This is a genomic window from Ruegeria lacuscaerulensis (assembly GCF_013034685.1).
Taxonomy (GTDB): domain Bacteria; phylum Pseudomonadota; class Alphaproteobacteria; order Rhodobacterales; family Rhodobacteraceae; genus Ruegeria; species Ruegeria lacuscaerulensis_B.
Map to the genome: position 1 here is coordinate 512,108 of NZ_WQGO01000002.1, position 23,773 is coordinate 535,880.

Annotated in this window: 21 protein-coding genes; 2 read left to right on the forward strand and 19 right to left on the reverse strand. The window is 56.6% G+C overall.

Annotated elements, in window-relative coordinates:
• Positions 1-295: 295 nt before the first annotated feature.
• On the reverse strand, positions 296-1,303 hold the full coding sequence (locus GOV80_RS06765) for an AraC family transcriptional regulator (RefSeq protein WP_170783405.1): 1,008 nt from the start codon (positions 1,301-1,303) through the stop codon (positions 296-298).
• Positions 1,304-1,487: 184 nt separating this feature from the next.
• Here GOV80_RS06765 and GOV80_RS06770 point away from each other — a divergent pair, with 184 nt between their 5' ends.
• On the forward strand, positions 1,488-3,287 hold the full coding sequence (locus GOV80_RS06770; protein ID WP_170783406.1) for an acyl-CoA dehydrogenase C-terminal domain-containing protein: 1,800 nt from the start codon (positions 1,488-1,490) through the stop codon (positions 3,285-3,287).
• Positions 3,288-3,592: 305 nt separating this feature from the next.
• Entirely contained in the window at positions 3,593-4,036 is a 444-nt protein-coding gene (locus tag GOV80_RS06775; protein ID WP_170783408.1) for a phasin family protein, read from the forward strand.
• Positions 4,037-4,091: 55 nt separating this feature from the next.
• Here the strand turns inward: GOV80_RS06775 and GOV80_RS06780 are convergent, their stop codons facing one another.
• From GOV80_RS06780 to GOV80_RS06865, 18 genes are all read right to left on the reverse strand, one after another.
• Positions 4,092-5,315, reverse strand: coding sequence for a DUF445 domain-containing protein (locus tag GOV80_RS06780; protein WP_214647971.1), 1,224 nt, complete (start codon positions 5,313-5,315; stop codon positions 4,092-4,094).
• Between the two features lie 11 nt (positions 5,316-5,326).
• Positions 5,327-6,157 carry an alpha/beta fold hydrolase gene (locus tag GOV80_RS06785; protein WP_170783412.1) on the reverse strand — a complete coding sequence of 277 codons (831 nt, stop codon included), beginning with the start codon at positions 6,155-6,157 and terminating at the stop codon, positions 5,327-5,329.
• Positions 6,154-7,791: a PHA/PHB synthase family protein gene (locus GOV80_RS06790; protein WP_170783414.1), complete on the reverse strand. Its 1,638-nt coding sequence runs from the start codon at positions 7,789-7,791 to the stop codon at positions 6,154-6,156. Before GOV80_RS06790 ends, GOV80_RS06785 begins: the two co-directional genes overlap by 4 nt.
• A 26-nt stretch (positions 7,792-7,817) precedes the next feature.
• Positions 7,818-8,297 carry a MaoC family dehydratase gene (locus tag GOV80_RS06795; protein WP_170783416.1) on the reverse strand — a complete coding sequence of 160 codons (480 nt, stop codon included), beginning with the start codon at positions 8,295-8,297 and terminating at the stop codon, positions 7,818-7,820.
• A 3-nt stretch (positions 8,298-8,300) separates the two neighbouring features.
• Positions 8,301-9,932, reverse strand: coding sequence for an AMP-binding protein (locus tag GOV80_RS06800; RefSeq protein WP_170783418.1), 1,632 nt, complete (start codon positions 9,930-9,932; stop codon positions 8,301-8,303).
• Between the two features lie 313 nt (positions 9,933-10,245).
• Entirely contained in the window at positions 10,246-11,058 is an 813-nt protein-coding gene (locus GOV80_RS06805) for an IclR family transcriptional regulator (RefSeq protein ID WP_170783420.1), read from the reverse strand.
• Between the two features lie 113 nt (positions 11,059-11,171).
• Positions 11,172-12,128, reverse strand: a complete 957-nt coding sequence (locus GOV80_RS06810; RefSeq protein WP_170783422.1) for a substrate-binding domain-containing protein — start codon at positions 12,126-12,128, stop codon at positions 11,172-11,174.
• An 83-nt stretch (positions 12,129-12,211) separates the two neighbouring features.
• A complete protein-coding gene (locus GOV80_RS06815) occupies positions 12,212-13,498 on the reverse strand; it encodes an ABC transporter permease (protein ID WP_214647972.1) in 1,287 nt (428 codons plus the stop codon).
• Between the two features lie 27 nt (positions 13,499-13,525).
• Complete coding sequence (locus GOV80_RS06820) at positions 13,526-15,076, reverse strand: sugar ABC transporter ATP-binding protein (protein ID WP_170783424.1); 1,551 nt, start codon at positions 15,074-15,076, stop codon at positions 13,526-13,528.
• 517 nt (positions 15,077-15,593) lie between these two features.
• Positions 15,594-16,409, reverse strand: a complete 816-nt coding sequence (locus GOV80_RS06825) for an inositol monophosphatase family protein (RefSeq protein WP_237215683.1) — start codon at positions 16,407-16,409, stop codon at positions 15,594-15,596.
• A 2-nt stretch (positions 16,410-16,411) separates the two neighbouring features.
• Complete coding sequence (locus GOV80_RS06830) at positions 16,412-17,392, reverse strand: zinc-dependent alcohol dehydrogenase (protein WP_170783426.1); 981 nt, start codon at positions 17,390-17,392, stop codon at positions 16,412-16,414.
• 40 nt (positions 17,393-17,432) lie between these two features.
• Complete coding sequence (locus tag GOV80_RS06835) at positions 17,433-18,254, reverse strand: RibD family protein (RefSeq protein WP_170783428.1); 822 nt, start codon at positions 18,252-18,254, stop codon at positions 17,433-17,435.
• 30 nt (positions 18,255-18,284) lie between these two features.
• Entirely contained in the window at positions 18,285-19,064 is a 780-nt protein-coding gene (locus GOV80_RS06840) for a class I SAM-dependent methyltransferase (protein ID WP_214647973.1), read from the reverse strand.
• Positions 19,048-19,443, reverse strand: a complete 396-nt coding sequence (locus tag GOV80_RS06845) for a 6-pyruvoyl trahydropterin synthase family protein (protein WP_170783430.1) — start codon at positions 19,441-19,443, stop codon at positions 19,048-19,050. Before GOV80_RS06845 ends, GOV80_RS06840 begins: the two co-directional genes overlap by 17 nt.
• Before the next feature lie 47 nt (positions 19,444-19,490).
• The gene (locus GOV80_RS06850) at positions 19,491-20,528 is read right to left on the reverse strand and encodes a glycosyltransferase family 4 protein (protein WP_170783432.1); all 1,038 of its coding nucleotides are present in this window, start codon (positions 20,526-20,528) and stop codon (positions 19,491-19,493) included.
• Positions 20,528-21,427, reverse strand: coding sequence for a lysylphosphatidylglycerol synthase transmembrane domain-containing protein (locus tag GOV80_RS06855; protein ID WP_170783434.1), 900 nt, complete (start codon positions 21,425-21,427; stop codon positions 20,528-20,530). The genes GOV80_RS06850 and GOV80_RS06855 overlap by 1 nt, the downstream gene beginning before the upstream one ends.
• Positions 21,424-23,037: a sulfatase-like hydrolase/transferase gene (locus GOV80_RS06860; protein WP_170783436.1), complete on the reverse strand. Its 1,614-nt coding sequence runs from the start codon at positions 23,035-23,037 to the stop codon at positions 21,424-21,426. Before GOV80_RS06860 ends, GOV80_RS06855 begins: the two co-directional genes overlap by 4 nt.
• Positions 23,034-23,759 (reverse strand): CDP-alcohol phosphatidyltransferase family protein, encoded by a 726-nt coding sequence (locus GOV80_RS06865; protein WP_237215686.1) that lies wholly within the window; start codon positions 23,757-23,759, stop codon positions 23,034-23,036. Before GOV80_RS06865 ends, GOV80_RS06860 begins: the two co-directional genes overlap by 4 nt.
• Positions 23,760-23,773 lie beyond the last annotated feature (14 nt).

A 23,773-nucleotide genomic window follows, 5' to 3' on the forward strand; every position in this document is an offset into this window, starting at 1 on the left:
GCGGCAAGATTTTGAAGCGTATGTCATCTTGCCTGGGCACCAAACACGTCTGAGGCGGACAAGTATCTAACATTTTCGGACAATATTGCTTGGGCAATGACTCCATACACTCCGCATCGCCGAAACAACTCTGAACCACTAGCCATCTGCTTCGGTCGGACTTGGGATTTGGATTTCGGAAGCACTCTCAGTGATTGCGTCTGGGCACAGAAATCTCTTCTTTCTTTCGACCGGATGCGAGAAAGGTGAATTTGTCGAAATTCTACGGAACCTTAGGACATTGATTGCGACAGGGTTATTGAGGCAATCGGAAGCTCTTGGGTGTTGTTCCGGTCCAACGCTTGAAGGCGCGTACAAAGCTTGCAGTCTCGGAAAAACCAAGAACATAAGCAATCTCGTCAGTGCTCAGGTCGGCTCGCCTTAGGTACTTCATCGCCAGTTCTGTACGCGCGGAGTCGACAATTTCGCTGAAGGTCGTCTGTTCTTGTTTCAAACGTCTGCGCAAGGTTCTACTGGTGAGACCAAGTTGATCCGAGATCGTTTCCATCGTTTCAGAGAAAGCGGCGTTCTGAACAATTGTCTTTTTGACTTTGCCAGCGATGCCTTCTTGTCTCATGAGTTCCGACAGTTCTGTTTCGCAGATCTGCTGTACCTGCTTGAACGTCAGATGATTTCCCAGTTCCAATCTTTGATCGATGGTTTCGGGCCTGATGTGAAAACGATTATTGTCGCTGGCATACTCAATTTTCGGTGCAGCATCCGCGGGCAACAAATTAGGACTGTCTTCACCAAAACGCACTTGAATCAGGTGCGTTTCGAACCCCGATCCCAACACGTCTTTATGCAGCGAATTGAAGATACCCATCTGAACGCAGACGAGAAATGAATAGAAATCTTTGGTAACGTTTCTGTCGACTGAAGGCTCAGACTCCCATGCCGTCACATCTTTTGAGTGCTGAAAGTTTAGGCTGGCCGTTGGCGTCGCCAGATAATGGTACTTCTGAGCAAACTCGACAGTGTCGCGGTAGGTAACGCTGCAAAGCACCGCGTACCCGTAAAGGCCATACGATGAAACGTGCATGCTGTTGCCGATTTCATAAGCAATGTAAGGATGCCATCGCTTTTCAGAGATGTTCTGGAATACCCGAATGACCTGAGACGATGAAATGCGAAGATCTTCATCCTGAAGCTGGTCCGCGCCTAACCCCGTGCCGTGAAAAATATGTTGGCTGTCGATATTGTGCTGCTCCAAAGCATTCATTGCAGCGTGCAGCTTTGCCGTATTGTATATTCGTGCGCCCAACGTTCCTCCCCAACACGCCAGATCGTCAGTTCCAAGCAGAATTGGCCTGAAATGTCATTTATTATGTCCTGCTGGGCCATAAACAATCAAGTCTGATGGCCGGTAAAGTCCAACAAGTTTGTGACTCAGCCTTCATCCGTTCCGTAAATCGGCGCCGAAATGCTGAGAGGAGAGGAGATAAGATATGCTCGTTTACTCGCCCCCGCTACGAGATGCCCGCTTTGTGGTTGAGGAAGTCCTGGATTACGACGCCCATCTCGATGCTTTGGACACCGATTTTGAGGCGGATGTGGACCTCATGACTGCGATCATGGAAGAAGCGGGCAAATTTGCCGAACAGGAAGTGGCGCCTTTGTACCGCATCGGCGACACCGAGGGATGCCGTCTGGAAAACGGGAATGTAAAAACTCCGACCGGATTTGCCGAGGCCTACGCGAAGTTTACAGAAAACGGATGGTCCTCGATCTCAGGCGATCCCGATTTTGGCGGGCAGGGTTTGCCTGCCTCTTTCGGAACCGCTGTCAGCGAGTTCATGGCAACTGCAAACTGGGCGTGGACAATGTACCCAGTCCTAAGCCACGGCGCGCTGGAGACCATCAACCGTCACGGCAGTATGGAGCAGAAGCAGAAATTTCTGGGGCCGCTCATCTCTGGCGATTGGACTGGCACAATGTGCCTTACGGAACCTCAGTGTGGTACAGATCTTGGGCTGGTTCGAACGCGTGCAGAGCCCAATGCGGACGGAAGCTATGCCATCACCGGAAGCAAGATCTTTATTTCCTGTGGCGACCATGATCTGGCCGAAAACATTGTGCATATTGTTCTTGCCCGTCTGCCAGGCGCGCCCAAAGGAACAAAGGGTATCTCGCTGTTCATCGTGCCCAAGTTCAACGTTGATGACGAAGGATCGGTCACGGACAGAAACGGAGTGGTGTGCAGTTCGCTGGAAGAAAAGCACGGCATCCACGGAAGCTCGACTTGTGTGTTGAATTTCGATCAGGCCCGCGGGTTCCTGATTGGGCCCGAGAACCGGGGATTGGCGTGTATGTTCACTTTCATGAACGTCGCCCGTTTGGGTGTGGCACAACAAGGCGTTGCCCATGCGGAACGCGCGTACCAAGGTTCTTTGGCCTATGCACGCGAACGGTTGCAGATGCGCGCAGCCGAAGGTGCGCATCACCCCGAGCGGGCCGCTGACCCAATCATTGTTCATCCAGATGTCAGACGGATGTTGCTGACGCAACGAGCGGTTGCTGAAGGTGGCCGTTGTCTGGTTCTGCACTGCGCGAAGCTTGTGGATACAGTCGAAACCAGCGCCGACCCCGAAATGCGTCGGGCCGCAGACGCGATGCTGTCTCTTTTGACACCAATCGCCAAGGCGTTTCTAACAGAGGCCGGTTACGAGGCCGCATCCTATGGCGTTCAGATCTTTGGCGGGCATGGATACATCTCAGAATGGGGTATGGAGCAGAACCTGCGGGATGCGCGGATTTCAACACTCTATGAGGGGACCACGGGAATCCAGGCTCTGGATCTTCTGGGTCGAAAAATCCTGTTGGATGGTGGCGCTGCACTAGGCAGTTTTATTGATGAAATTCAGAGCTTTTGTCGGACGCACGCCGGAACAAAAAACTTGGGCGGTCTTCTTCAGACCTTGCACATGAAATGCGACGATTGGCGGAAGCTGACCCAGGAAATCGCTGTTGTCGCGCAGGCTGATCCGAATGAGGTTGGTGCGGCATCCGTCGACTATCTGATGTATTCGGGATACGTCACGTTATCTTTCTTCTGGGCGAAAAGTGCTGTCGCCGCGCAGCAGGCGCTAGACGCGGGTTCGACTGAGCTTTCATTTTACAAAGGTAAACTCGCAACCGCCAGATTCTGCTTTGAAAAGCTACTACCGCGCACCCTGTCGTTGGCTGCCAGTATTCAGAGCGGTTCGGATTCGTTGATGGAAATCGGCGAAGACGAGTTTGCGGCCTGAACGCTTTGCCGCGAACCTTGTTGGCACCTTTTACCCGAGTTTTAAGGCCGTTGTAGGCTGGCAATCCGGACGTTGCGGAACGGATTGCCAATCGCTGCCCAAGGGGCTTGGCCGTTCAGCGATTAATGACCTGAAAGTGACCTGACGTAATTTCGAAGCTTAGAGTGATGCGGCTTAAGATGTTGTTTTTAAATGAATAAGTAGTCTCACCGCGAATGCCGCAGTGCAGCAATTTTGTTGCAATGCAGCACCCGCAAGAGGTATATTCATCCTGTCAAGCAAACCTGACTGAAAAGGAGGCCAAAATGGCTACGCCCAAAACTGCCGCAAAGGCACCCACATCGACCGAAGAAAAGAACGTTACCGCAATGGTTCAGTCCATCGCGGATTCGTACCAAGACGTTACAAAGAACTTCAAAGGCTATGGCGAAAACCTGAGCCAGTACGGTTCGGTAGCAAACGAAACCATCCGTAAGACCTTTGATGGCATCGTTGCATTTGACCGGGCTCTGATCAATTTCGCCCGTGCCAACCTGGACAACACTGTTGAACATGGCCGCAACATTGCGAAAGCCGCCAGTGTTGCAAAAGTTGCCGAACAGCACCAGGCGTTCGTAATCAAGCAGATCGAAGCGGTCAGCGGTCAGATCAAAGACCTGAGCAACATCGCCGAAGAGCAAAGCAAAGCTGCTCTGGCGCCTTTGTTCAACGCTGTTGACGAAGCCGTGGCAAAGGCTGACAAAAAGTAAGCCTTGCGCGAGTAAAGACAAAGAACCCGGTGTCCAGAGACATCGGGTTTTTTTATTAGCTGAAAAGGTGCTCGACGGAAAACAGAACACCGCCGATCGCAGACCCAAGCAGTGACCCGTTGATACGGATGAACTGAAGATCTTTGCCTGTTTCGGTTTCAAAACGCTCGACCAACAGGTCCGGATCCCATTCTGATATGGTTTGGGTTACAAATGATCCAACAAGCGGGCGAACTTCGGGCAGCAAGCTGTCTGCGAAACGTGCAATCGTATCGTCCGCTTTTGCTTGCAGAACTGGATTCTGCGTTAGATCTTGTGCGGTCTTGCGCAGCGACGCCTGAATTGCGTCCATGGCTTCCTGGCTGTCCAGATAGTCAGCAAACTTGTTTTTAAGGTTGCAGATCAGATCGCGAAGCTTTCCTTCAAACGCGTCATTTTGGGTGTAGTCTTGCACGACACTATCAATGATTGTTTGCAACTGATCGGTCTTCGAGACATTGCGCAGGATGTCCGAGGCAGCCTGTTCAAAATCCAGACGCAACTCGCTTTCGGGTTTCGCAAGTTCGTCCAGAACCGAGATCAACCCATTCACAATAAGTTCGGACGCGTTTCGATCCAGCCGGGACGCGATCCACCAGCGGCTGTTGTCCCGCACAAGCCTGCGAACGGCGCTATGGTTTTCTTCGACGGTTTCTCTCAAAAAAAAGACGACGCGTGTCAGCGTTGGTCCGGTCAACCCATATTGGAGGAGTTTTGATATTTCGGACGCCATTTTAGGATCCGCAGAGGCTTCGTGAATCAGTCTGCGGATCATTTTGCTCAGAACAGCCTGCACGTCGTCATTCAGGTCTGCCCTCAGGGCCTGGTTCAGGCCAGATATGAGGCGCCTGACAAGATAGTCAGCACGATCGCCTTCCAGAAACCAAATTGCGATCTTTTTAGATATCTCACTGTTTCGCAATTTGCTCACGATCAGATCGGATTGCAGGAAATTGTCTTCGATGAAGCGCCCGACATTGACCGCGACACGCTGCTGATTTCTTGGAAGAAGGGCTGTGTGGGGGATAGGTACGCCCAAAGGGTGCCGAAACAGGGCAACGACGGCAAACCAATCCGCCAGCGCGCCGACGATTCCAGCACCGGCGGCGGCCCTAAGCAGCTTTGTTGGCCACCCTGGATCCGTTGCCGTGAATGTCGCGAGATAGATCAAAACAAGGGTAATAAGGATGCCTGTTGCCGCAAGGCGCATTTCCCGTAGACCAAGGCCCTGCCGTGCCATGCCCAGCTTCCTCAATGGCCGTCCTTAATGAACTGCTCGACACGCTGTGCTGTTTGTTCAGGCATGGTTACCATAAACAGATGTCCGCATGGCAGAACTTCAAGCTTGCCGTGGGCCAGGCGGTTGGCAAGAATGCGGCCATTGACGACAGGGACGATTGGGTCGTCTTCACCCATCAAGACCAGAGCAGGCATTTTCAGTTTGGGAAGGTAGTGCCAGCTGGTCCACCCTACCATCGCGGAAAGCTGGTAAAGGTAACCGACTGGTGTGCCGTGGTCCAAAGCATCTGAGAACTCACGCATGAGTTCTTCCTGAACGGCAACAGTTCCGCCATACAGCGTCATTGCGTTGTCGATCATGAAGGATGCATCACTGTGACGCTTGGGGGTCATCATCTTCAACAGGGTTTTCGGCGACCCCGGAATCATGATTGCCCCGGCGGCCGTTGCCGCTAGGGTCAGAGACAAGACACGGTGATCGTACATATAGGCAAACTGCTGCGCTGCACCGCCACCCCATGAAACACCGAAGACGTGGACGTTCTCAATTTCAAGCTGATTGAGCAGGGTGGCCGCGATGTCGGCGACATGAGACAGTCGATAGGGCAAGGTTGGCGTTGGCGTGCCGCCAACACCGGGGACGTCGAATATGATCACCCTGACATTGTCAAAGCTGCTGATGAAGCGATTGGCGCTTTCGATATTTGCGCCAATCCCGTTGAACAACAGCAAAGTCTGCTCGGCATTCTCCGGGTGGTAATCGGCATACCGCACGGGCCTTCCCCACACGCTGGCGGTGGCTATCTTTACCGTTGTCTCTTCAGCGATCAGCTTCGTTCTCATGCCTTACCTGCTTTTTGATGAACATAATTTCCAGGCGCGGCACAAAGGGCTGGAAAGTCCTTGCTTCCGGTTGATGCCGGAGCAGATATCTCTTTGCCGGATCGTTTACTCAACCATTCGGCCCAATGCAGCCACCATGTACCGTCGACTTCGGTGCCTTGCTGAACAAAGGTTTCCGAGTCCTTGGGCGGGTTGGCCATGCGTTGAAATTTGGCCTTGCGGTTCGTCGGTGGGTTTACAATGGCTTGAATATGACCGCTGGAGCTGAGAACAAACTCAGAGGTTCCCCCCAGCATGTTCACGGTGCGATAGCAGCCCTCCCACGGTGTAATGTGATCCGTGGTGCCACCCAGTACGAATGAATCGCAGGTGATTTTTGACAGATCAGCGGTTTCACCCAACACTTGGCTTACACCGTTCTTCAACCCGTTGGCTTCCAGAAGCGCCATGAAGTCGCCATGCAAAGCAGCGGACATATTGGTCGTGTCGTCATTCCAGTAAAGGATGTCAAAGGCAGGCGGGTTCTGGCCCATTAGATAATTGTTGATCCAATAGGACCAAATCAGATCATTCGGTCGCAGCCATGCAAATACCTTGGCCAGATCACTGCCCTCGATAACCCCTTTAGTCTTTGAAATCATCTTGGCCAGGGCGAGGATTTCCAGGTTTGCGAACAGACCCATTGAGGTGTTTGCGGCGCCATCGGTGTCCAGAATGGTGACCAAGAAGGTGGCGCTTGCGGCGCGGTCTATGCCTTTCGCGGCCCAATAGCTCAGCAACATCGACATCGTGATCCCACCCGAGCAGGCGCCCGCGACGTGGATCTTGTCCGAACCACTGACTTTGGCCACGATTTCTGAAGCTTCGTCCAGAGAACGGACATATTCGTCAAGCCCATAGTCAGCGTCTTCTGGGCCAGGGTTGCGCCACGATACGATGAAAACCGTAAAGCCTTCGCGCACCAGAAATTCGACAAGGCTCCGCTCGGGTGACAAATCCCAGACATAGAACTTGTTGATCTGAGGTGGCACGATCAGGATCGGCGTAGCTTTGATCTTTTCGGTTTGGGGCGCGTATTGAATCAACTCGCGCAGGCTGTCGCGGTGGATGACATCCCCTTTTGTGATGCCCAGATTTTCTCCGACGGTGAATTTCGAACGGTCAACCGAGGATGGCATCCCGTTGTTATTGACGACATCATCGATGAAGTTCCGAAACCCGGCCACCACGTTTTCGCCGCCAGTTTCCAGAGTTTTCTTCATCGCCGCGGGGTTACCCATCAGCACATTGGTCGGCGACCAGGTGTCCAAAAAGGTGTTGGTGAGCAAACGAAGACGTTCTGTGTCACGGTGGTCCAGATCCAGGTCGTCTATGCCCTTCATGGCATTGCGACACCAGGCAATGTAGCTTTCCTTGAGAGCACGATACGCCGGATTGCTGTCCCAGACCGGGTCGGCAAAGCGCTTGTCCGTAGTTTCGGATTTTGCAGTGCTCAGGCCACTGAATACGCTGAAAAGCTCGTTGCTCGTGTTCATGCCCATGCGCATCAGCTCCATGGGATGCTTTGCCAGTGCGCCATAGAAATTCGAGATCGAGCCGGCGAAACCTTCGTCTTTGGGGTCTTTGTCAGACATATCTTTGTTCTCCTGTTTTCGGAGTTTTAGCTAAAGGCCATCGCCAGAGTTTCGGCGATCAAAGCCGGCTTTTCCGCTCCGACCACCTGTGCCGTGACGGTCGAGTGGATCATGATACGATTGCCGTCTTTGCGCTCGACACCAGTTAGAACAGCCGAGATTTCGACGTCAGCGCCGCTGGGAACCGGTGACAGAAAACGCACCTTGTCCAACCCATAGTTCATCACACCTTTGCTGCCCTCCGGCACGATGCCCAAGTCCATCTGGGCTGCGGCCAGCATCGATAGGGTCAGGTAGCCATGAGCGATGGGGCCGCCAAAGGGGCTATGGGTCTTTGCCCGCTCGGCATCCACGTGGATCCATTGCTGATCGCCGGTTACGTCCGCGAATCCTTGAATGCGCTCTTGATCAACAGTTACCGGATCACTGGGGCCGAAAACACGGCCCACATGATCCTCGATATTCTCAACAGTGTAGGCGTCGGGAAAATTCTTTGTCTGAGTCATCGTTCACAACTCCCGCAAGTCTTTTCTAAGGATTTTGCCCACGGTTGATTTGGGCAATTCGTCAAGGAACCGGATCTGTTTAGGAACTTTGTACCCGGCCAGTCCTTGACGGCAATGTTCAATTACCTGATCCGACGTAAGGTCAGAGCCGTTGGCGAGACTGATGAACAAACGGATCGCCTCGCCTGTTTTCTCGTCCGGCACTCCGATTGCGGCGCATTCGGCAACATCGTCCAACATGGCCACATGGGCTTCGATTTCATTCGGATACACATTGAAGCCCGAGACCAGAACCATGTCTTTCTTTCGGTCCACAATTTTGATCAGGCCATTTTCGTCCCGCACACCGATATCGCCGGTTCGGAAGTAGCCATCTTCGGTAAAGTTCGATGCAGTTTCTTCCGGGCGGTTCCAATAACCCTGCATGACCTGCGGACCTTTGGCACAAATCTCACCCGCTTCACCAACGCCGACCTGATGATCATCTTCGTCCAGAAAAATGATATCAGTCGAAGGCAGCGCATACCCCACGGCGGCCGAGAACTCTTCCTGCCCCATCGGGTTCAGCGTCAGCACCGGAGAGGTTTCGGACATGCCATAACCTTCCAGCACGTGATGGCCGGTTACTTCTTTCCAGCGGTTTGAAACGGCTTCCTGAACCGGTGCGCCGCCGCCGATCATCGCGCGGTAGTTCGAGAAATCAATGTCCTTCAGACCTGGATGGGCTGCCAACCCGGCAATCAGTGTGTTTACGGCAGTCGATACCGTAAAACCACTGTCGCGATAGGCCGAAATCAGCTGTTCTGGATCACGCGGGTTAGCCACCAGATAGTTTGTCGCCCCGATCGAACTGTAGGTGATCATATTCACCATCAACGCAAAGATATGATAGAGTGGCAGGGGGGTTACAACGACCTCTTGCCCGTGCCGCATGGCTTCCGGCAACGCGGCTTTGGTCTGCTCGGTGTTGGCCACAAGGTTGCGATGGGTCAAAACGGCTGCTTTAGACAGTCCGGTTGTACCACCGGTGTATTGCAGAAACAGCAAGTCATCCCCGGTGATCACCGGTGGATCAAAGTCCAGTTCTTCACCGTCATCCAGCAATTCGGCAAAGCGCAGCGTGTTTGACAGCCGCTCATCAACTGGCGGGCTTGGAATTTTGGTTGTTGTGGTGTCGCCCAGATCAATCGTGATCACCGTCTTGATTGGTGTGTTGTCCACCACTTCAGCCAGCGTGGAAGTCGAGCCGCCAAAGACCACGATGATCTCGGCACCGGCGTCGTTCAACTGATGTTCCAACTCATGCGGCGTGTACATCGGATTGACGTTCACCTGCACGCCACCGGCGCGAATGATACCCAGCATAGCAATCGGGAACGCCAGAATATTCGGTGCCATCAGCGCAATGCGATCGCCCTTCTTGACGCCCAGTTTGGCTTGCAGAACCGCCGCAAAATCACGCGACAGCCGATCCGCTTCGGCGTAGGAAAGGCTTCCGCCGAGCCCGACGTATGCTGTCTTTTCGGGATATGTCAGGAAGGCCTGTTCGAACATCTCAACAACCGAGCTGTAGCTGTTGGGATCTATTTCGATCTGCATGTCCGGCCAAATGTTCTGTTGCGTGATTTCGCCCATTTTTATCTCCTCCGAAAACTCTATCAGCGCCACCACCACGAATAGATGGCGACGTTAGTGCTCAACGCTGGTGTGAAAAATCCTCTCGAAGCGGGCTTTTCTCAATGATATTCGAGGACGAATACCCGACATGCGAGGACATTTCGGGATAGTTCGAGTTACCGCGTTTGATCCTGTAATTTTGCTAGGAAAGTCCCTTTGGAAAGGAGAATGCGGGTATTTGCCGATTGGCAATCGTCGCACTAGTTCCATGCAATCTGATCATTAGTTTTTGGAGATGGGTATAGGGGGTCTGAATGCTTTTGACCAATGCTCAGGCTAGTTGATGCCAGGGTGTCCGCGGAAGCGGCATCCGTGTCGCAATACTAGTCTGTAGCTGTGCTGCAGTTGCCCTCAGCGCGTCGATTACAAATTCGCGCCGGTTGTCGATCAGGGCGGATGCGAAATGTGGGATTGTCAGCGACGCGATAACGGATTGATCCGCACCGTGACGGATGGGCGTTGAAATCTCGCTGATCGCGTTGCTTTCAGGGCTGCTAAGCGAAATATAGTTCTGCTCGGCACAGATTGCTGCTTGATCGGAAAACTCCTGAAGTGCGTCTTCGCTTTCGCCGGGCACGATGCTGCGAAGAAAGGTTAACCGGTCGTGTTCGCGCGCAAAATCTGAGAGAAAACATGCGCCGACCGAGGTCGGAAACACGGGGGTGGTGTATCCAACCTGAACCGTGACCCCATAGTTCTGCGAAGATGAAACGCTGTTGACGACGATCAACTCTTTTTTGCCATTAGGTACCCAAAGGTGGTTGGACAGCTCAATTTCCTCGGCCAACCGATTCATATACGGCTCGGCCAGTTCGGCCAGTTTGCCGTTATCCGTGCGGTCGCCGCCCAGCAAAGCCAACTTACCTGTCAATTTGAACAGATCGCCTTCTTGCCGCTCAATGTATCCGCGTTCTTCCAGCACGATCATCATGCGAAAGATCTCGTTTTTCGACCGCCCGATTCCCTGCGCCAGTTGCGACAGGGTAGGGGAAACGTCCGAAAGCGAAAGAAACTCAAGAATATCCAACCCCTTTTCCAGTGCGGGGGCGGAGTATTTTTGAAGTTTCGTTTTTTGCTCGGACATGGGCGGAACCTTTTCTTGTAGCTTTCCCAAAAAAAACAGCAGGGGCGCAAGCCCCTGCTTGTCCGGCCGGCCATCCCGACAGGGAGGAGAAAGGAAACCGGCCTGAACGGTCCTTACAGGCCGTTCTTCTTCAGGACGTCACCAGCATTTTCCGAAGTGATCGCCTCGGTGCCCATGACAACCGATTTTGGAACGTCTTCACCTTTCAGATGCTTCAGTGCCTGACGCAGGCCTTCTGCACCGGGGGTCGGGTACAGGAAGGTGGCCGACAGCTCGCCATTGGCAACCCAAGTCACGCCTTCGCCCGGAAGCGCGTCAACACCAATGAAGATGATGTCATCGGCACGGCCTGCGTCTTTGGCTGCCAGATATGCACCATAGGCCATCGGGTCGTTGTGGCCGTAAACCATTGTGATGTCTTCATAGTTACGGAGGGCGGTCGACATGATGTCATAGGCCTGATCCTGCTTCCAGTCGCCCGACTGTTGATCCAGCAGGAAGGTAACGCCTTCTTCGCCCTCAAAGGCTTCGTGGAAACCGTTGGCGCGGTCGTGCGCGGCTTGCGTGCCCAGACCCCCCCAGATTTCTACGATAGTGCCTTTGGCAGCGCCCGCGCCACCCAGCTGGTCCAACGCGAACTTGCCCGCCTCGCGGCCGATCAGTTCGTTGTCGCCGCCAACCCACTGAACGAATTTGTCGGTGTCGACGTTACGGTCCAGAACAAAGACGGGGATGCCCGCGTCAGTGGCTTGTTCGACCACACCGGTCAGACCGGCGGATTCTTTCGGCGAGATCAGGATCGCGTCAACTTCCTGACGGATAAAGTTTTCGACGTCGGCAACCTGCTTTTCGGTGCGGTCGTTTGCGTCGGCGATGATCAGCTCGACATTGTCGTGTAGGTCGGCCTCGGCGCGCAGGTCTTTGTTGAACTGGACACGCCAGGGTTCAACCGTTGTCACCTGCGAGAAACCGATCACATAGTTGTCAGCCGCCAGTACCATCGAGGCCGAAAACGAAGTTGCGAGCGCGGTGGCAGCCATCAGGCTCTTGCCAAATGTTCTTCTTTTCATAGTCTACTCCTTAGTCATGATGCGGGTTACTCCAATGTTCCCGCGTTCTGATTGCTCTGACCTTGGTCCGCCAAGATTCGAGGTCAGAGCCTCCTCCCTCTGCCCAGGCGCTCTTTCGCCATGACAAAGATCTCTTCAAATCGCCCTTCCTGAAGCAGGACGGCGACCACGATGATGATGCCCTTCAGCACCAGCTGCGTGTTACTGTCGATGTTGTTCAATTGCAGGATGTTGCTGAGGAAGCCAAAGATCAGGACCCCAACGAATGTTCCCATGATTGCGCCGCGTCCACCCATCAGACTGGTGCCGCCGATGACCACGGCCGCAATCGCGTCCAGCTCCAAGCCAAGACCGGCATCCGGTTTGCCCTGGCGGAACTGCGCCACATACAACACCCCAGCCAGCGCGGACAAACCGCCCGCCAGCGCATAGGTGATGATCTTGTTGCGGCCCACATTGATGCCAGCCAGACGCGCGGCCTCTTCATTGCCGCCGATAGCCATCAGATAGCTGCCGAAGGTGGTGAAACGGGTGATCAGGAAAAAGATCAGCAGGACGGCAAGGAAGAACAGGCCCGGCACGGGTAGAACACCCCACAGCAATTGACGCAGCACTTCGAAATTCTCGGTCGCGTTGCTGCCGGTGTAGACCGGATAGACAGCGGTATCCTGCCCGGCAATCACACGCGCCAGACCCAGCGCACCCACCATCATTGCAAGCGTCACGATAAAGGGTTGCAGGCGGCCATAGACGATCAAGGCGCCATTTACTGTCCCCATCACGGCCCCAATGCAGGGCACCACAATCAGCACAGCCAAGACGCCAAACTTGGGCATCACCTGACCGGCCAGCCAAACCATCACACCGATGGCAATTGCAGCGGCAACAAGACGGCTTAGCATCCGTGACGGCGCGCTTGTGGTGGCCGCTGTGTCCGAGGTGCGGTTCAGGTTGCTTTGCACGAAATAAATCAGGGCGGCGATGGCTACAAACAGGACGATCCCGGTGGCAGGCACGCCAAAATAGCTTGCCGCGGTCCATCCTTCTTGCGTCAGCAACATCGCGCATATCACGGTACCCAGCGCCATGACGGACCCGACAGACAGGTCGATACCAGCGATAAAAATCACCATCGTCATGCCCACCGCCACAATGCCCGTGACCGAGACCTGACGCAGGATGTCTGTCAGGTTGCCCAGCGACAGAAAGATGTTGTTGCCCTTGGACGAAACCGGTGAGGTCAACGCCCCGAACAGGATCAGAGCAACCAGGCCCCAGTAGAGTTTCGTCTTGTTCAGCAGCCGCATGAACACCGCGCCCGAGGTGCGGTTTTGTTCTAAGGTTGGGCTATTGGGTTCCATAACAGTCATGTCTTTTCTCGATTAAGGATCAAGCGCTTAGCGGAATTGCATCGCAAGTGCTTTGATCGAATCCACGGTCATTTCGTCGCGCGAAAGCTCTCCGGCCATCTGGCCCTCACACAGCACGATCATGCGGTCGCAGACAGCCATGAACTCGGATAGTTCCGAGCTTGCGAACAAGACCGAGATGCCTTGATCTGCCAGCCGTCCAACCAGATCGTAAATCTCGTCCTTGGCACCAATGTCGATGCCACGGGTAGGCTCATCCAGCAGCAGTACACGCGGTTGCGTCGCCAACCATTTGCCCAAAACGACCTTTTGTTGGTTGCCCCCACTCAGCTTTCCGACCGGGTGATCCGGCCCTGTGGCCGCCACTTTCAGTGTTTCGATCGCCTTCAACGCCTGTTTGCGCTGCTCGACGTCCGAGTACCGCCCAAATCGCGATTGCAAAGGCATCAGCGGCAGCGCCACATTCGATGAGATTGACCGTTCGAGCAACAGCCCGTTCCCCTTGCGGTCCTCGGTGATCAGCGCCAGCCCGTTGCGAACCCCGTCTTGCGGTTTAACCGGGCGCAGCGGTTTGCCTTCCAGCGTGATCTGCCCGTGATAGTTCCCGCCGCGCGCGCCGAATAGTGTTTCCAGAAGCTCGGTGCGACCGGCTCCTAGCAGGCCACCAATGCCCAGCACTTCTCCGCGTTTGAGGTCGAACGACACATCTTCCAAAACTTTGCGGTTACCGGTCCAGGCCAACAGGTTCGCGACCTGCAGAACCACTTCGTCTTGCGCCGGGTTCTGGCGTTCAACGGGGTTAATCTCAACCGTGCGGCCAACCATCATTCGGATTAGTTCGGCGGATGTTGTCTCGGATGCCAGACGCGTTCCGATCAAGTCACCATCGCGCAGAACCGTGACCCGATCCGAGATTTCGAACACCTCATCCATCCGGTGAGAGATATAGACGACCGCGACGCCCTGCAGCGCCAGATCGCGCACGACTTCCATCAGAATATCGGCTTCAGCCTGCGACAGGGCCGAGGTCGGCTCATCCATGATCAGCAATCGCGCATTCATCAGCAGTGCGCGTGCGATCTCAACCAGTTGTTGTTCTCCGACACGCAGGTCTTTGACCGGGGTGTCGATATCCAGTGTGAATCCGAACCGCGATAGGGCCTGCCGTGCCTTCTGCCTCAGAGCCTTGCGGTCGATGAAGGTGCCGAATTTTCGCGGCTCATGCCCCAGCAAAACATTTTCGGCCACCGTCATTTCGGGGATCAGGCTCAGCTCCTGATGCATGATGACGATACCGTGCTGTTCCGCATCGCGCGGCGAGTCGAACGTGACGGTTTCCCCGTCAATCTGGAACGTTCCGAATGTCGGCTTCTGTACGCCGCTGATGATCTTGACCAGCGTGCTTTTCCCGGCACCATTCTCACCCATGAGAGTGTGGATTTCACCGCCGTCAAAAACCAGATCGACGTCTCGGAGAACGGATACACCGGAAAACGACATACCAATCCCGCTGAGGGACACGGTAATCTGACTTTCGGTTCCTTGTTGCGCCCGAAGCGCCGACTCTTGCTTCGCCATCACAGCGCCTCCCTTCGCCGATCTTAACGATTCACCGCAAAACGGTTTCATATACAAAACCACAGGCTTCAACAAAACGTCAAGAAGTATTTTGGACGGTGCTTCAAGCAGCGAATTATCGGTGTTGTCGTACCGGTTTTGACTCAGTGTGGACGCTGGTTGTCTGCAGTCGGCGTTTAGTATAAGTATAAGAAAAAGCTATCTAATTTTACTGTTTAGGCAAAAAATCATGCTGCGCATTTTCGCATCCTAGGTCCGCATTGGTCAGATAGTTGCCCGAAGCGGTGCTGCTCAGGTGATCCAGAATAGAAACCGTTTCACCAGTAAAGATAGAGTCGGGTTTTAGAAGAAGGATGAGCCCCGCTACGATGCCACAGGTGGCCTATCTTCATCCATCCGTCGGGCACGTCTAGGACAAAGGCTTCGGTTGCTCGATCCCAATCGAAATGGCTAGGCAGAAATTCTTAAACAACACCTTAGAGGACAACCTTCCGCGGGCGCAATCTGCCGAGCGTTTTCATAAGATGTTCTTGCGTAGCACTGTGGCGAGTTCGGAATTGCTCGCAATCAGGGACCCAGTCGCCAGAATGTCGGTGTTTGGCCAAAGGGGTTGAACCAATCCTCCGGCCTCGCGGACCAGTAGCAGCCCGGCGGCGATATCCCAAGCGCCAAGGTTGCGCTCCCAATAGCCCTCAACGCGGCCTGCGGCAACATAAGCCAGATCAAGCGCCGCCGCGCCGCCGCGTCTGATCCCTGCGCAGCTCGGCATCAGCCGTTCGATATCCGCCAATGCAGCTTTCAGATACGTCACCCGCGCGCCAGCAGGGACCCCGGTGGCAAAAAGTGCGTTTTGTGTGTCGCTCTCGCCGCTGACCCAAATGCGTCCACCGTTCAGATAGGCCCCGGTCCCACGTTCGGCAGAAAATACCTCGTTCTTTGTTGGGTCGCACACAAGGGCGGCGACGATTTCGTCTTTGTCGCACAGCGCGATTGAGATAGCCCAATGCGGAATGCCCTTCACGAAGTTCGTCGTGCCGTCCAATGGATCAACAACCCAGTGCAAGTCGGTTCCTTGACCGAGGCGGCTGCCCGTTTCCTCGCCCAGCCAGCCGTAGTCCGGGTAGGCACTGGTCAACTTCCGGGCGATCTGTGCCTCGGCCTCGCGGTCGGCCTGTGAGACGAAATCGCCCTTGGTCTTTTGTTCGACCTGCAGCGCGTCGCGGTTTGCAAAGGCTTGCTGCAAGCCGGCCGTGGCGCTTAACGCGGCGTCGGCCATGGCCGTCAAATGGTGCGACGCGTTTGACGGAAGCCAGTGTTGTATGTCCAGCACCATGGTCAATCCCGGGCAAACCTGATCCGATGGCAAAGCGTTGATGAGGCGTCCAAAATCGCCTCATAGCTTTGTGGCAGATCGTCAAATTCCGTCTCACCCGAGATGAGAGCATCCAGAACCGGGTCTGCAAGTAGGTCGATGGCTTTACGCAGCCGTTTTCCATAGGTCCAGCGTGCGGCCATATGGGCCGGAATACGCCCGACCTGACTGCTGATTATCCGCAGGCGTTTGCGATGAAAGGCGCCCCCCAGTGGCACGGTGGTGGGTTGGGTGCCGTACCAGCTGGTTTCGACGATGGTGGCTTCGACCCCGGCTGCGGCGATTGCGGTCGCCAGCCCCGCAGATGTGGCCGAGCTATGGATCACCACATCGGAATTCTGCGGTACCTGATCGGGGTGCGCAAAGTCGCAACCCAACTGCTGCGCAATTGTGGCTCTGTCGGGGTTGGTGTCGACAAGGCAGACCTCGGTTCCGGGCATGCGGGCGTAGAGATACCCCGTCAGGGCCCCGACTACCCCAGCCCCGACGATTGTAACGCGGCTACCGGCGCCGAGCCCCGCGTCCCACAGAACGTTCAGTGCGGTTTCCATGTTGGCGGCAAGCACGGCACGGGCGGGAGGGACCGATGGAGTGATTGGGATGGCCGCAGATGATGGCACGCTGAACTGCGTTTGGTGCGGATGCAGGGCAAAAACGAGCTCTCCTGCCCGAGGGCCGGACTGAATGCTTCCGACGGCGGCATAGCCGTATTTGACAGGGAATTCGAAACTGCCTTCCTGAAAAGGGGCGCGCATCGTGTCGAACTCGGCCTTAGGAACCTGCCCGCGAAACACCAAACGCTCGGTCCCGCGACTGATGCCGGAATATAGCGTCTTGATCCGTACGCCGTCGGGACTGTCGCCAAGGACCGTGTCCAGAAGCGCGGGTTTTCCGGCTTGGGTGATCCACAACGCGCGGGCCGTTTGGTCTGAATTGGCTTGCATGGTGTGCCTTTGATCTTCGGGTTTGTGCCGGGGGCCGCTGTCAGTTTGTGTGGACGGCGGCCCGGCAGGGCAGGGGGTATGGCTTGATCTGCGCAGAGGCGGGTTCAAATGCGCAATCGAACAGCACATCCGAGCCCAGCCCATAGACATCCGTCCGGGGCCGCAGCGCCTGAGATAGACGCTCGACTGGAGAGGTGGTCAGGCCCTGTGGCCCGGCGCCGATCAGCAAGGGCGCGACGGCGACATGTAGGTGGGTCAACAGATTTGCCTCAAGGAATTTGGCGATGGTGATGCCACCGCCTTCGATCAGGATGCGGTTCAATCCCCGCTGCTGCAAGGCATTCAGGATTTGTGCGGGTGAAATCCAATGGGTGCACGGCAGTGTAATCACCTCGACATGATCGGGACGGGCTTTGTCGACGGACTGGATGACAATGCAATGCGCTGACCTGTCTTGCATCAACCCGATATCGTCCGGCATGCGCCCGTTTGGATCGATGATCACGCGGACGGGGTTCTCACCTTCGACCATGCGCACGGTCAGACGAGGATTGTCGTGAAGAGCTGTCTTGACCCCGATCACAACCGCATCGGACAGCGCCCGCAGACGGTGCAGATGGACAAGGCCATCCTTGCCCGAGATATCTTTGGCATCGCCCGATACGGTGGCAATGCGCCCATCCAGCGACTGCCCAATCTGACCAATGACCTGGCCACTGGACTTCGGTTGCGCCAGAGCGCCATAGATCGAAAGGGCCTGCTTTTCGCCTTCGCTCCAATCGGGGTCGCATAAGCATCCGTGACCGGCACGGACAGACAAGATACGGTCCCAGACCTTGGGTGTTACGTCAACGTCCTGCATCGTTATCTCCGTATTCCGGCTTGCCGTTGTTCATCTTGGGACCGCCAGATGATCGGTATGGCCGATGAAACCAAGCGTCTGGGACAGTGTCTTTTGTCGGGCGGCGGCCCAATCCTGGGCCTCGTCCTTGCCAACCTCATGCGCGGCCTGTGCAATTCCGGCCAACAGCTTGGCGTGCAGCGTGGTGTCCTCAGCACCAAGTTGCCAGGGGCTTTGGGCCGAACTGACCGCATAGCCATCTGCCGCGCAAACCCTTGCAAAGCGTGATCCGGCTTCGGGGCCAAGTGCTAGTCCCAGCCCCTTGTCGGTTCGCTGGTGCTGGTTAAAGGCTTGGGTGACGCCCTCGTCGTGTGGGTCTGCGGGGGACCAACGCATCACGCCGTCATAGTTGAGCGCCGTGTAAACCGGAATACCGGCTGCGCTGGCCCACTTGACTAGAGCGTCCACCCAGCTTTCGGGCATCAGGTCGAATAGGGCCGAAGCTGTGATCAATCCGACCCGGTTTAGATCAAGACCGTCGATGCGGCTCAGATCGCATTGCACGCACTGCGCGTTGGGATGCCGCGAGGCCGCGATACGCAACAGGGCCGGATCATTGTCGACAAACCGCCAGTTGAGATCCGAAAATCCGGCATTGGCAAAGGCGCGAGCGGTTGAACCCGTGCCGCTGCCAAGATCAAGGATCGTCATCCCCTCAGCGACACAGCCCGCAGCACGCCGCAGCAGATCCTGATCCCGAGACCGGTGATCGACCGGTTCCCGCAGGCTGAGCCAGTCGGGTTCAAAGCCGATTTCAGAGGTCTGCTTCATACCACCCACGCGCGACATGGCTTTCGTGTAGCTGCACGCGGATACGCTTGAGGCGACCTTTGTCGCCAAGCCCTCTTGTCTTTGCGACATCGCGTAACTGTTCCCAGATATGGTGGCAAAGGAATTCGGTTGTAGTGATCTTGCCTTTGAAGGCAGGCACCTCGTCCAGATTAGTATAGCGCAGCGGGGCCAGCGTCTGGGCCAGGGCCTCGGTGGCCAGGCCGATATCGACGACCAGACCGTTTTCGTCCAGATCGGCGGTGTAAAAAGCGGCATCCACGACAAATGTGGCCCCATGCATCCCCTGAGCGGGGCCAAACACGGGCGAGGGCAAGGAATGTGCGATCATCACGTGGTCGCGGACTTCAACAGCAAACATGAGCTTTCCAATTCATAGCATCTGCATGGTGTAAATGAGGGCGCAGGTCATGACGCAAACCTTTCGATTACTTTGGCGAACTGGTTTGCGGTGTCCTGCCAGGTTGGCAAACTTGCGGCCCGCAAAGCCGAGGCGCGGGCCATGTGCGCAAGATGGTCGGGGTTCTGCAACAGCGCGCGCAGCTTGTGGGCAAAAGCCTCGGGTTGGTCCGGGGGGACCAACTCTGCCGCATCACCGGTGGTGTCCGGGACCGCGCCGACTGCGCATGAGACGACGGGCAGGCCGCGCAGCATCGCCTCGCTCAGGACCATGCCATAGCCTTCGTACCGGGTGGCCAGAGCAAAGAGAGAGGCGCGCTGATAGGCCGCCTCGATCGCTGTGCCACCGACTTCACCCACAAGCGTTACGCGGTCTTTCAGACCCGCCGTTTTAATCTGTGCCTGGAGCGCGGCGGCATAGGCGGGGTCTTGCGGCCGACCTATGATTTCTGCTTGCCACGGGATGTCCGATATCTGCTCCAACGCGCGGATCAGCACGTCATGCCCCTTGCGTTCGACCAGTAGACCAACGCTGAGGATAAGCGGGGGGTCAACCGGCGCTGAAACGGCGCGAGGACGTTCAAATCCGGGCGCAGCCACGGTGATCTTGTCGGCAGGCACCCCGAAATCGGATCGGAGCGTCCGTCCGATATGGGCGCTGGTCACGATGATATGCGCGACCTGTTCCAAAACTGCGGCCTCATTGCGGATTAGCGCGGCAGCTTTGGTCGGATCAGTGCCGGTTTCAAGACCAAGCGGATGGTGCACCAGTGCAATGACAGGCGCAGCAAGCGCGGCAATCGCGTCAGGCGGCATCGCGCCAAGGGCCAAACCGTCAATTATAACCGGGTCCGAGGCGGGTACGGCGTTCAACGCCCGCACAGCTCGGGACATGTCCTGCGGCGGGGCGTCGGGAAAGCTGCCGGGCAGTTCCAGATGCGTTGTCGCGCAGCCGCTTTTATTCAGCAGGTCCAAAACCGTGGCGTCATATATATAGCCGCCAGTGCGCTGGTCTTTGTCGCCGGGTATTGCAAAAACAGCACTCATCATACGTTTTCCAATGGTTTGCGCTTATGGGCATGGTCGGTTGAAAGAAGAAGAAAGCCAATCGCAGGTAGGGCGGCCAGTAACATGACAGCACCATAGCAAATGCCCATCGCTATTCCGGCCTCGGGCGTGGCACCAGCCAGCGGGAACAGCGCTGCGGCAGCACCTTCGCGCCAGCCCCATCCGGCGATGGACAGCGGGACAATCATGGCACACAAGACCAAGGGCAGGATGGTATAGCAGGCCTCTGGCGGCAAGGACGTACCGGTGGCACGGGCGCAGGCGTACAGTCCCAGTATCAGCAAAACCGCCGCGAAAACCGCATGCGCCGTGATATCACGCCGGGACAGCAACCTTAGGAAAAATCGGGTGAAACCCGCCGTCATCCTGACCTTTGCAAGCCAGATCACCAGACCCGCCGCAACGGCCAGAGCGCCGGCTATCAGCCAGCCGGTCGCCGCAGGCCATGCGATCCCGCCCGGTATCAACAGAGCCCAGAACAAACCGCCAAACACAATCGCCAGTAGCGCGGCCTGACCCAAAAGACGCTCGGCCAGCACCGATTGGGCTGCATTTTTCAGGTCGCCGTGATGTCGGGTGCGAATGGCGCGGCTGACATCTCCGACGACGCCACCGGGCAAGGCGGAGTTGGCAAGCAGGGACAGATAGTATTCTCGCACCGCGCCGAAATAGGACAGCTCAAGCCCAAGTGCGCCTGCGGTCAGTTGCCAGCGCCGTGCCATCGACAGCGTGCTGCATGTCAGGGCCACGAACGCGACCAAAACCCAGTATAGGTCGGTCTCACGTAGCCGCGCCCAGACATCGCCAGCAGCGCTGAACCAAAGAAGGCCGCCCAACAGCGCCAGTGATCCCAGTATGCGCCCCATACGTCCCATCATGGCGCGGCCTTCGCCAATGGCTCGAAGGACGAGAATGCGCTCAGAAAGTCATCGCGGAATCGATCCATCCGCCGTACCGGCGTGTCAGGCGCGGGCAAAAGCCCGTCGCTCAGCCCCCAATGGGCGAGATGCGACACCACCTCGGACGGGCCAATGACATGAAAGGGGACATCGCGGTTGTCGCTACCTGCCACAAATCCTGCGGCCTGATGATCTCCTGCAACAATGATCAAAGGCGCCTGCGCGCCCAGATTGGCCACATGGGCAAACACGGCTTGCAAGCTATAATCGACCGACCGCCGATAGGCGTCCCGCACGGCGTCTCGGTCCTTCCACAACTCGCGGGGGGCGGGGCCTTGCTGGGCCATTTGGTCAAAAACCGAACCGTCTCCGATCTCCTCCCAAGGGATCATCCGGGGAACCGGGGTCCAGGGGGCATGTGACGAGATCAGCGCCACTTGTACAAAGCGCGGCTGCGCGGATTGGGGCAGTAGGTCCGGGTAGGCGGCAAGCGTGAATTGATCGGGCATCGTGACCCAATTGAAGCGTTTGCCCTGGTAGGGAATGTCTGCGGCGGCAAACACGTGGTCAAAACCCATGGCGCTGCTTTCCGGCCAGGCAAGCGTGATGGCGGGCATGATGGCTGCCGTCTGGTATCCAGCCCTCTGCGCGTAGTGGAACAGCCATTTTCGACCGCTGGCGATCATCGCGTTGTATCGCCCGTTATCCGAGGTCCACAGCCCCGTTGCCAGCGTTCCATGCGCCAGCCAGCTTTCGCCGCCCGCCGTCGGAGAGGTCAGCCAGCCACTGCGCATGGACATGCCGGTTTCTCTGATCGCGGCCTCGGCGCTCCGCAGGGTTTGCTGATGCGTTTGTGCATAAAGCGGGTTGTCGAAACTGGCGCGCCCATAGCTTTCGATCCAAATCAGCAGCACATCGCGGCCTTCCAGCATGTCAAGCAAGCCTTGGGCCTGAAGCATCGGGTCAGACTGCGCGTTGCGGCGGAATTGGGCAAGATCGGCGGCAGTCGCCTGCATCTCGGCCCCGCGCTTGTAGATCAGGCGAGAGGTCCAGGCCGTACCTGGCGGGCTGGCTTCGAACCGCCACTGGTCAAGGTGGTGACCCACATCCGCAACGGCCCATGTACCGGCCATCAGCACACCTGCCGCCGCCGCCCCTCGCATCCAGTTTTGTGTGGGCAGATCGGCCCAGGCTTTCAACGCGAACTGAAGCAGGACAAACAAAAGGACTAGGGCTGCGCTGCCCAGCACCACCAACATAAGCGTCAGCGGCAGGCCCAAGCTGGTTGTCAAAAGGCCGAACCCGGCGTTGATCAGGAACAAATCGACGATGGGGTTGAACGTCCGGTTATAGGCGATGAACGTGCCATAGTCGGCAATTTTTACCAGCGTTGCGACAACCAACAACAGCGCAGTCACCGTCGCCAGTCCGCGCAACCGGCCAAGGGCGATCATCAGCGCAACGATCACAGGCAATTCCAACGGCCAGCGATTCAACGCGGCCCACGTCATCGTGCCGGGATGGTTGGGCAGGACCAGTACGCAAAAGATCAGGCCGGTTCCGAGGCTGAGTGTCAGGACCTGCTTCATTTCGATCGGCGCAACAGCCAGTGAATATCGGCCCCGAAAGAATAGCTGAGCGCCAAGGACGCCGTTAGTGACAGCGGCGCCAGCACAGCGGCAGGGGTCAGCGGGAAGACCAGCAATAGCAACGCCGCAATCTGGACCACGCAGACTGCTTTGCGGCGAAACGAAGGGGGCAGGTTCCCGCGCAGTTGCGGCCAAACCCACCCGGCCGCAACAAAAGCGTAACGCGCGAACCCCAAAATCAGCACATAGGCCTGCGCGGTCCCCGACAACATCACCCAAAGCGCAAGGACCGCCCCCAGCGCGGCGTCCGTTTCCATGTCGAACCGCGCGCCAAAGTCGGATTGCAGACCGGACCTTCGGGCAAACCACCCATCCAACCCATCCAGAGCAAAGGCAAACGCACCAACCGCAAAGACTAGCCAGCCAGAGACCTCAGTCGTGAAGAACAGGGTGCCGAACAGAAAAGCAACCAAGGCGGCGCGTAGCAGCGTTGTTGTGTTGCACAGCCCCAGCACGTTGTGCGGATAGCGGCTGACCAACCCCGCACCAGACAGGACCGTCGCGACCAGAAACGCGGACAATGCCCAGAAGACCGAGGGCAGGGCCATCGACGCTGCCAGAGCCAACCCTGCGCCCATCACCACTGCCTGCCCTGCAAATACAGACACAGGCGAGAACGCTTGGGAATGGGTCACCGGGCCCAGGGGCCGATGCGCTTTCATGGTAGTTTCTTCGG

Excerpts from the sequence above, each read along its gene's own strand:
- GOV80_RS06795 (WP_170783416.1), bottom strand. The coding sequence starts at position 8,297 with ATGACTCAGACAAAGAATTTTCCCGACGCCTACACTGTTGAGAATATC.
- GOV80_RS06830 (WP_170783426.1), bottom strand. The coding sequence starts at position 17,392 with ATGCAAGCCAATTCAGACCAAACGGCCCGCGCGTTGTGGATCACCCAA.
- GOV80_RS06840 (WP_214647973.1), bottom strand. The coding sequence starts at position 19,064 with ATGAAGCAGACCTCTGAAATCGGCTTTGAACCCGACTGGCTCAGCCTG.
- GOV80_RS06780 (WP_214647971.1), bottom strand. The coding sequence starts at position 5,315 with ATGGCACGGCAGGGCCTTGGTCTACGGGAAATGCGCCTTGCGGCAACA.
- GOV80_RS06785 (WP_170783412.1), bottom strand. The coding sequence starts at position 6,157 with ATGAGAACGAAGCTGATCGCTGAAGAGACAACGGTAAAGATAGCCACC.
- GOV80_RS06805 (WP_170783420.1), bottom strand. The coding sequence starts at position 11,058 with ATGTCCGAGCAAAAAACGAAACTTCAAAAATACTCCGCCCCCGCACTG.
- GOV80_RS06825 (WP_237215683.1), bottom strand. The coding sequence starts at position 16,409 with ATGGTGCTGGACATACAACACTGGCTTCCGTCAAACGCGTCGCACCAT.
- GOV80_RS06835 (WP_170783428.1), bottom strand. The coding sequence starts at position 18,254 with ATGCAGGACGTTGACGTAACACCCAAGGTCTGGGACCGTATCTTGTCT.
- GOV80_RS06820 (WP_170783424.1), bottom strand. The coding sequence starts at position 15,076 with ATGGCGAAGCAAGAGTCGGCGCTTCGGGCGCAACAAGGAACCGAAAGT.
- GOV80_RS06810 (WP_170783422.1), bottom strand. The coding sequence starts at position 12,128 with ATGAAAAGAAGAACATTTGGCAAGAGCCTGATGGCTGCCACCGCGCTC.
- GOV80_RS06770 (WP_170783406.1), top strand. The coding sequence starts at position 1,488 with ATGCTCGTTTACTCGCCCCCGCTACGAGATGCCCGCTTTGTGGTTGAG.
- GOV80_RS06855 (WP_170783434.1), bottom strand. The coding sequence starts at position 21,427 with ATGATGGGACGTATGGGGCGCATACTGGGATCACTGGCGCTGTTGGGC.
- GOV80_RS06800 (WP_170783418.1), bottom strand. The coding sequence starts at position 9,932 with ATGGGCGAAATCACGCAACAGAACATTTGGCCGGACATGCAGATCGAA.
- GOV80_RS06790 (WP_170783414.1), bottom strand. The coding sequence starts at position 7,791 with ATGTCTGACAAAGACCCCAAAGACGAAGGTTTCGCCGGCTCGATCTCG.
- GOV80_RS06860 (WP_170783436.1), bottom strand. The coding sequence starts at position 23,037 with ATGAAGCAGGTCCTGACACTCAGCCTCGGAACCGGCCTGATCTTTTGC.
- GOV80_RS06775 (WP_170783408.1), top strand. The coding sequence starts at position 3,593 with ATGGCTACGCCCAAAACTGCCGCAAAGGCACCCACATCGACCGAAGAA.
- GOV80_RS06850 (WP_170783432.1), bottom strand. The coding sequence starts at position 20,528 with ATGAGTGCTGTTTTTGCAATACCCGGCGACAAAGACCAGCGCACTGGC.
- GOV80_RS06845 (WP_170783430.1), bottom strand. The coding sequence starts at position 19,443 with ATGTTTGCTGTTGAAGTCCGCGACCACGTGATGATCGCACATTCCTTG.
- GOV80_RS06815 (WP_214647972.1), bottom strand. The coding sequence starts at position 13,498 with ATGACTGTTATGGAACCCAATAGCCCAACCTTAGAACAAAACCGCACC.
- GOV80_RS06865 (WP_237215686.1), bottom strand. The coding sequence starts at position 23,759 with ATGAAAGCGCATCGGCCCCTGGGCCCGGTGACCCATTCCCAAGCGTTC.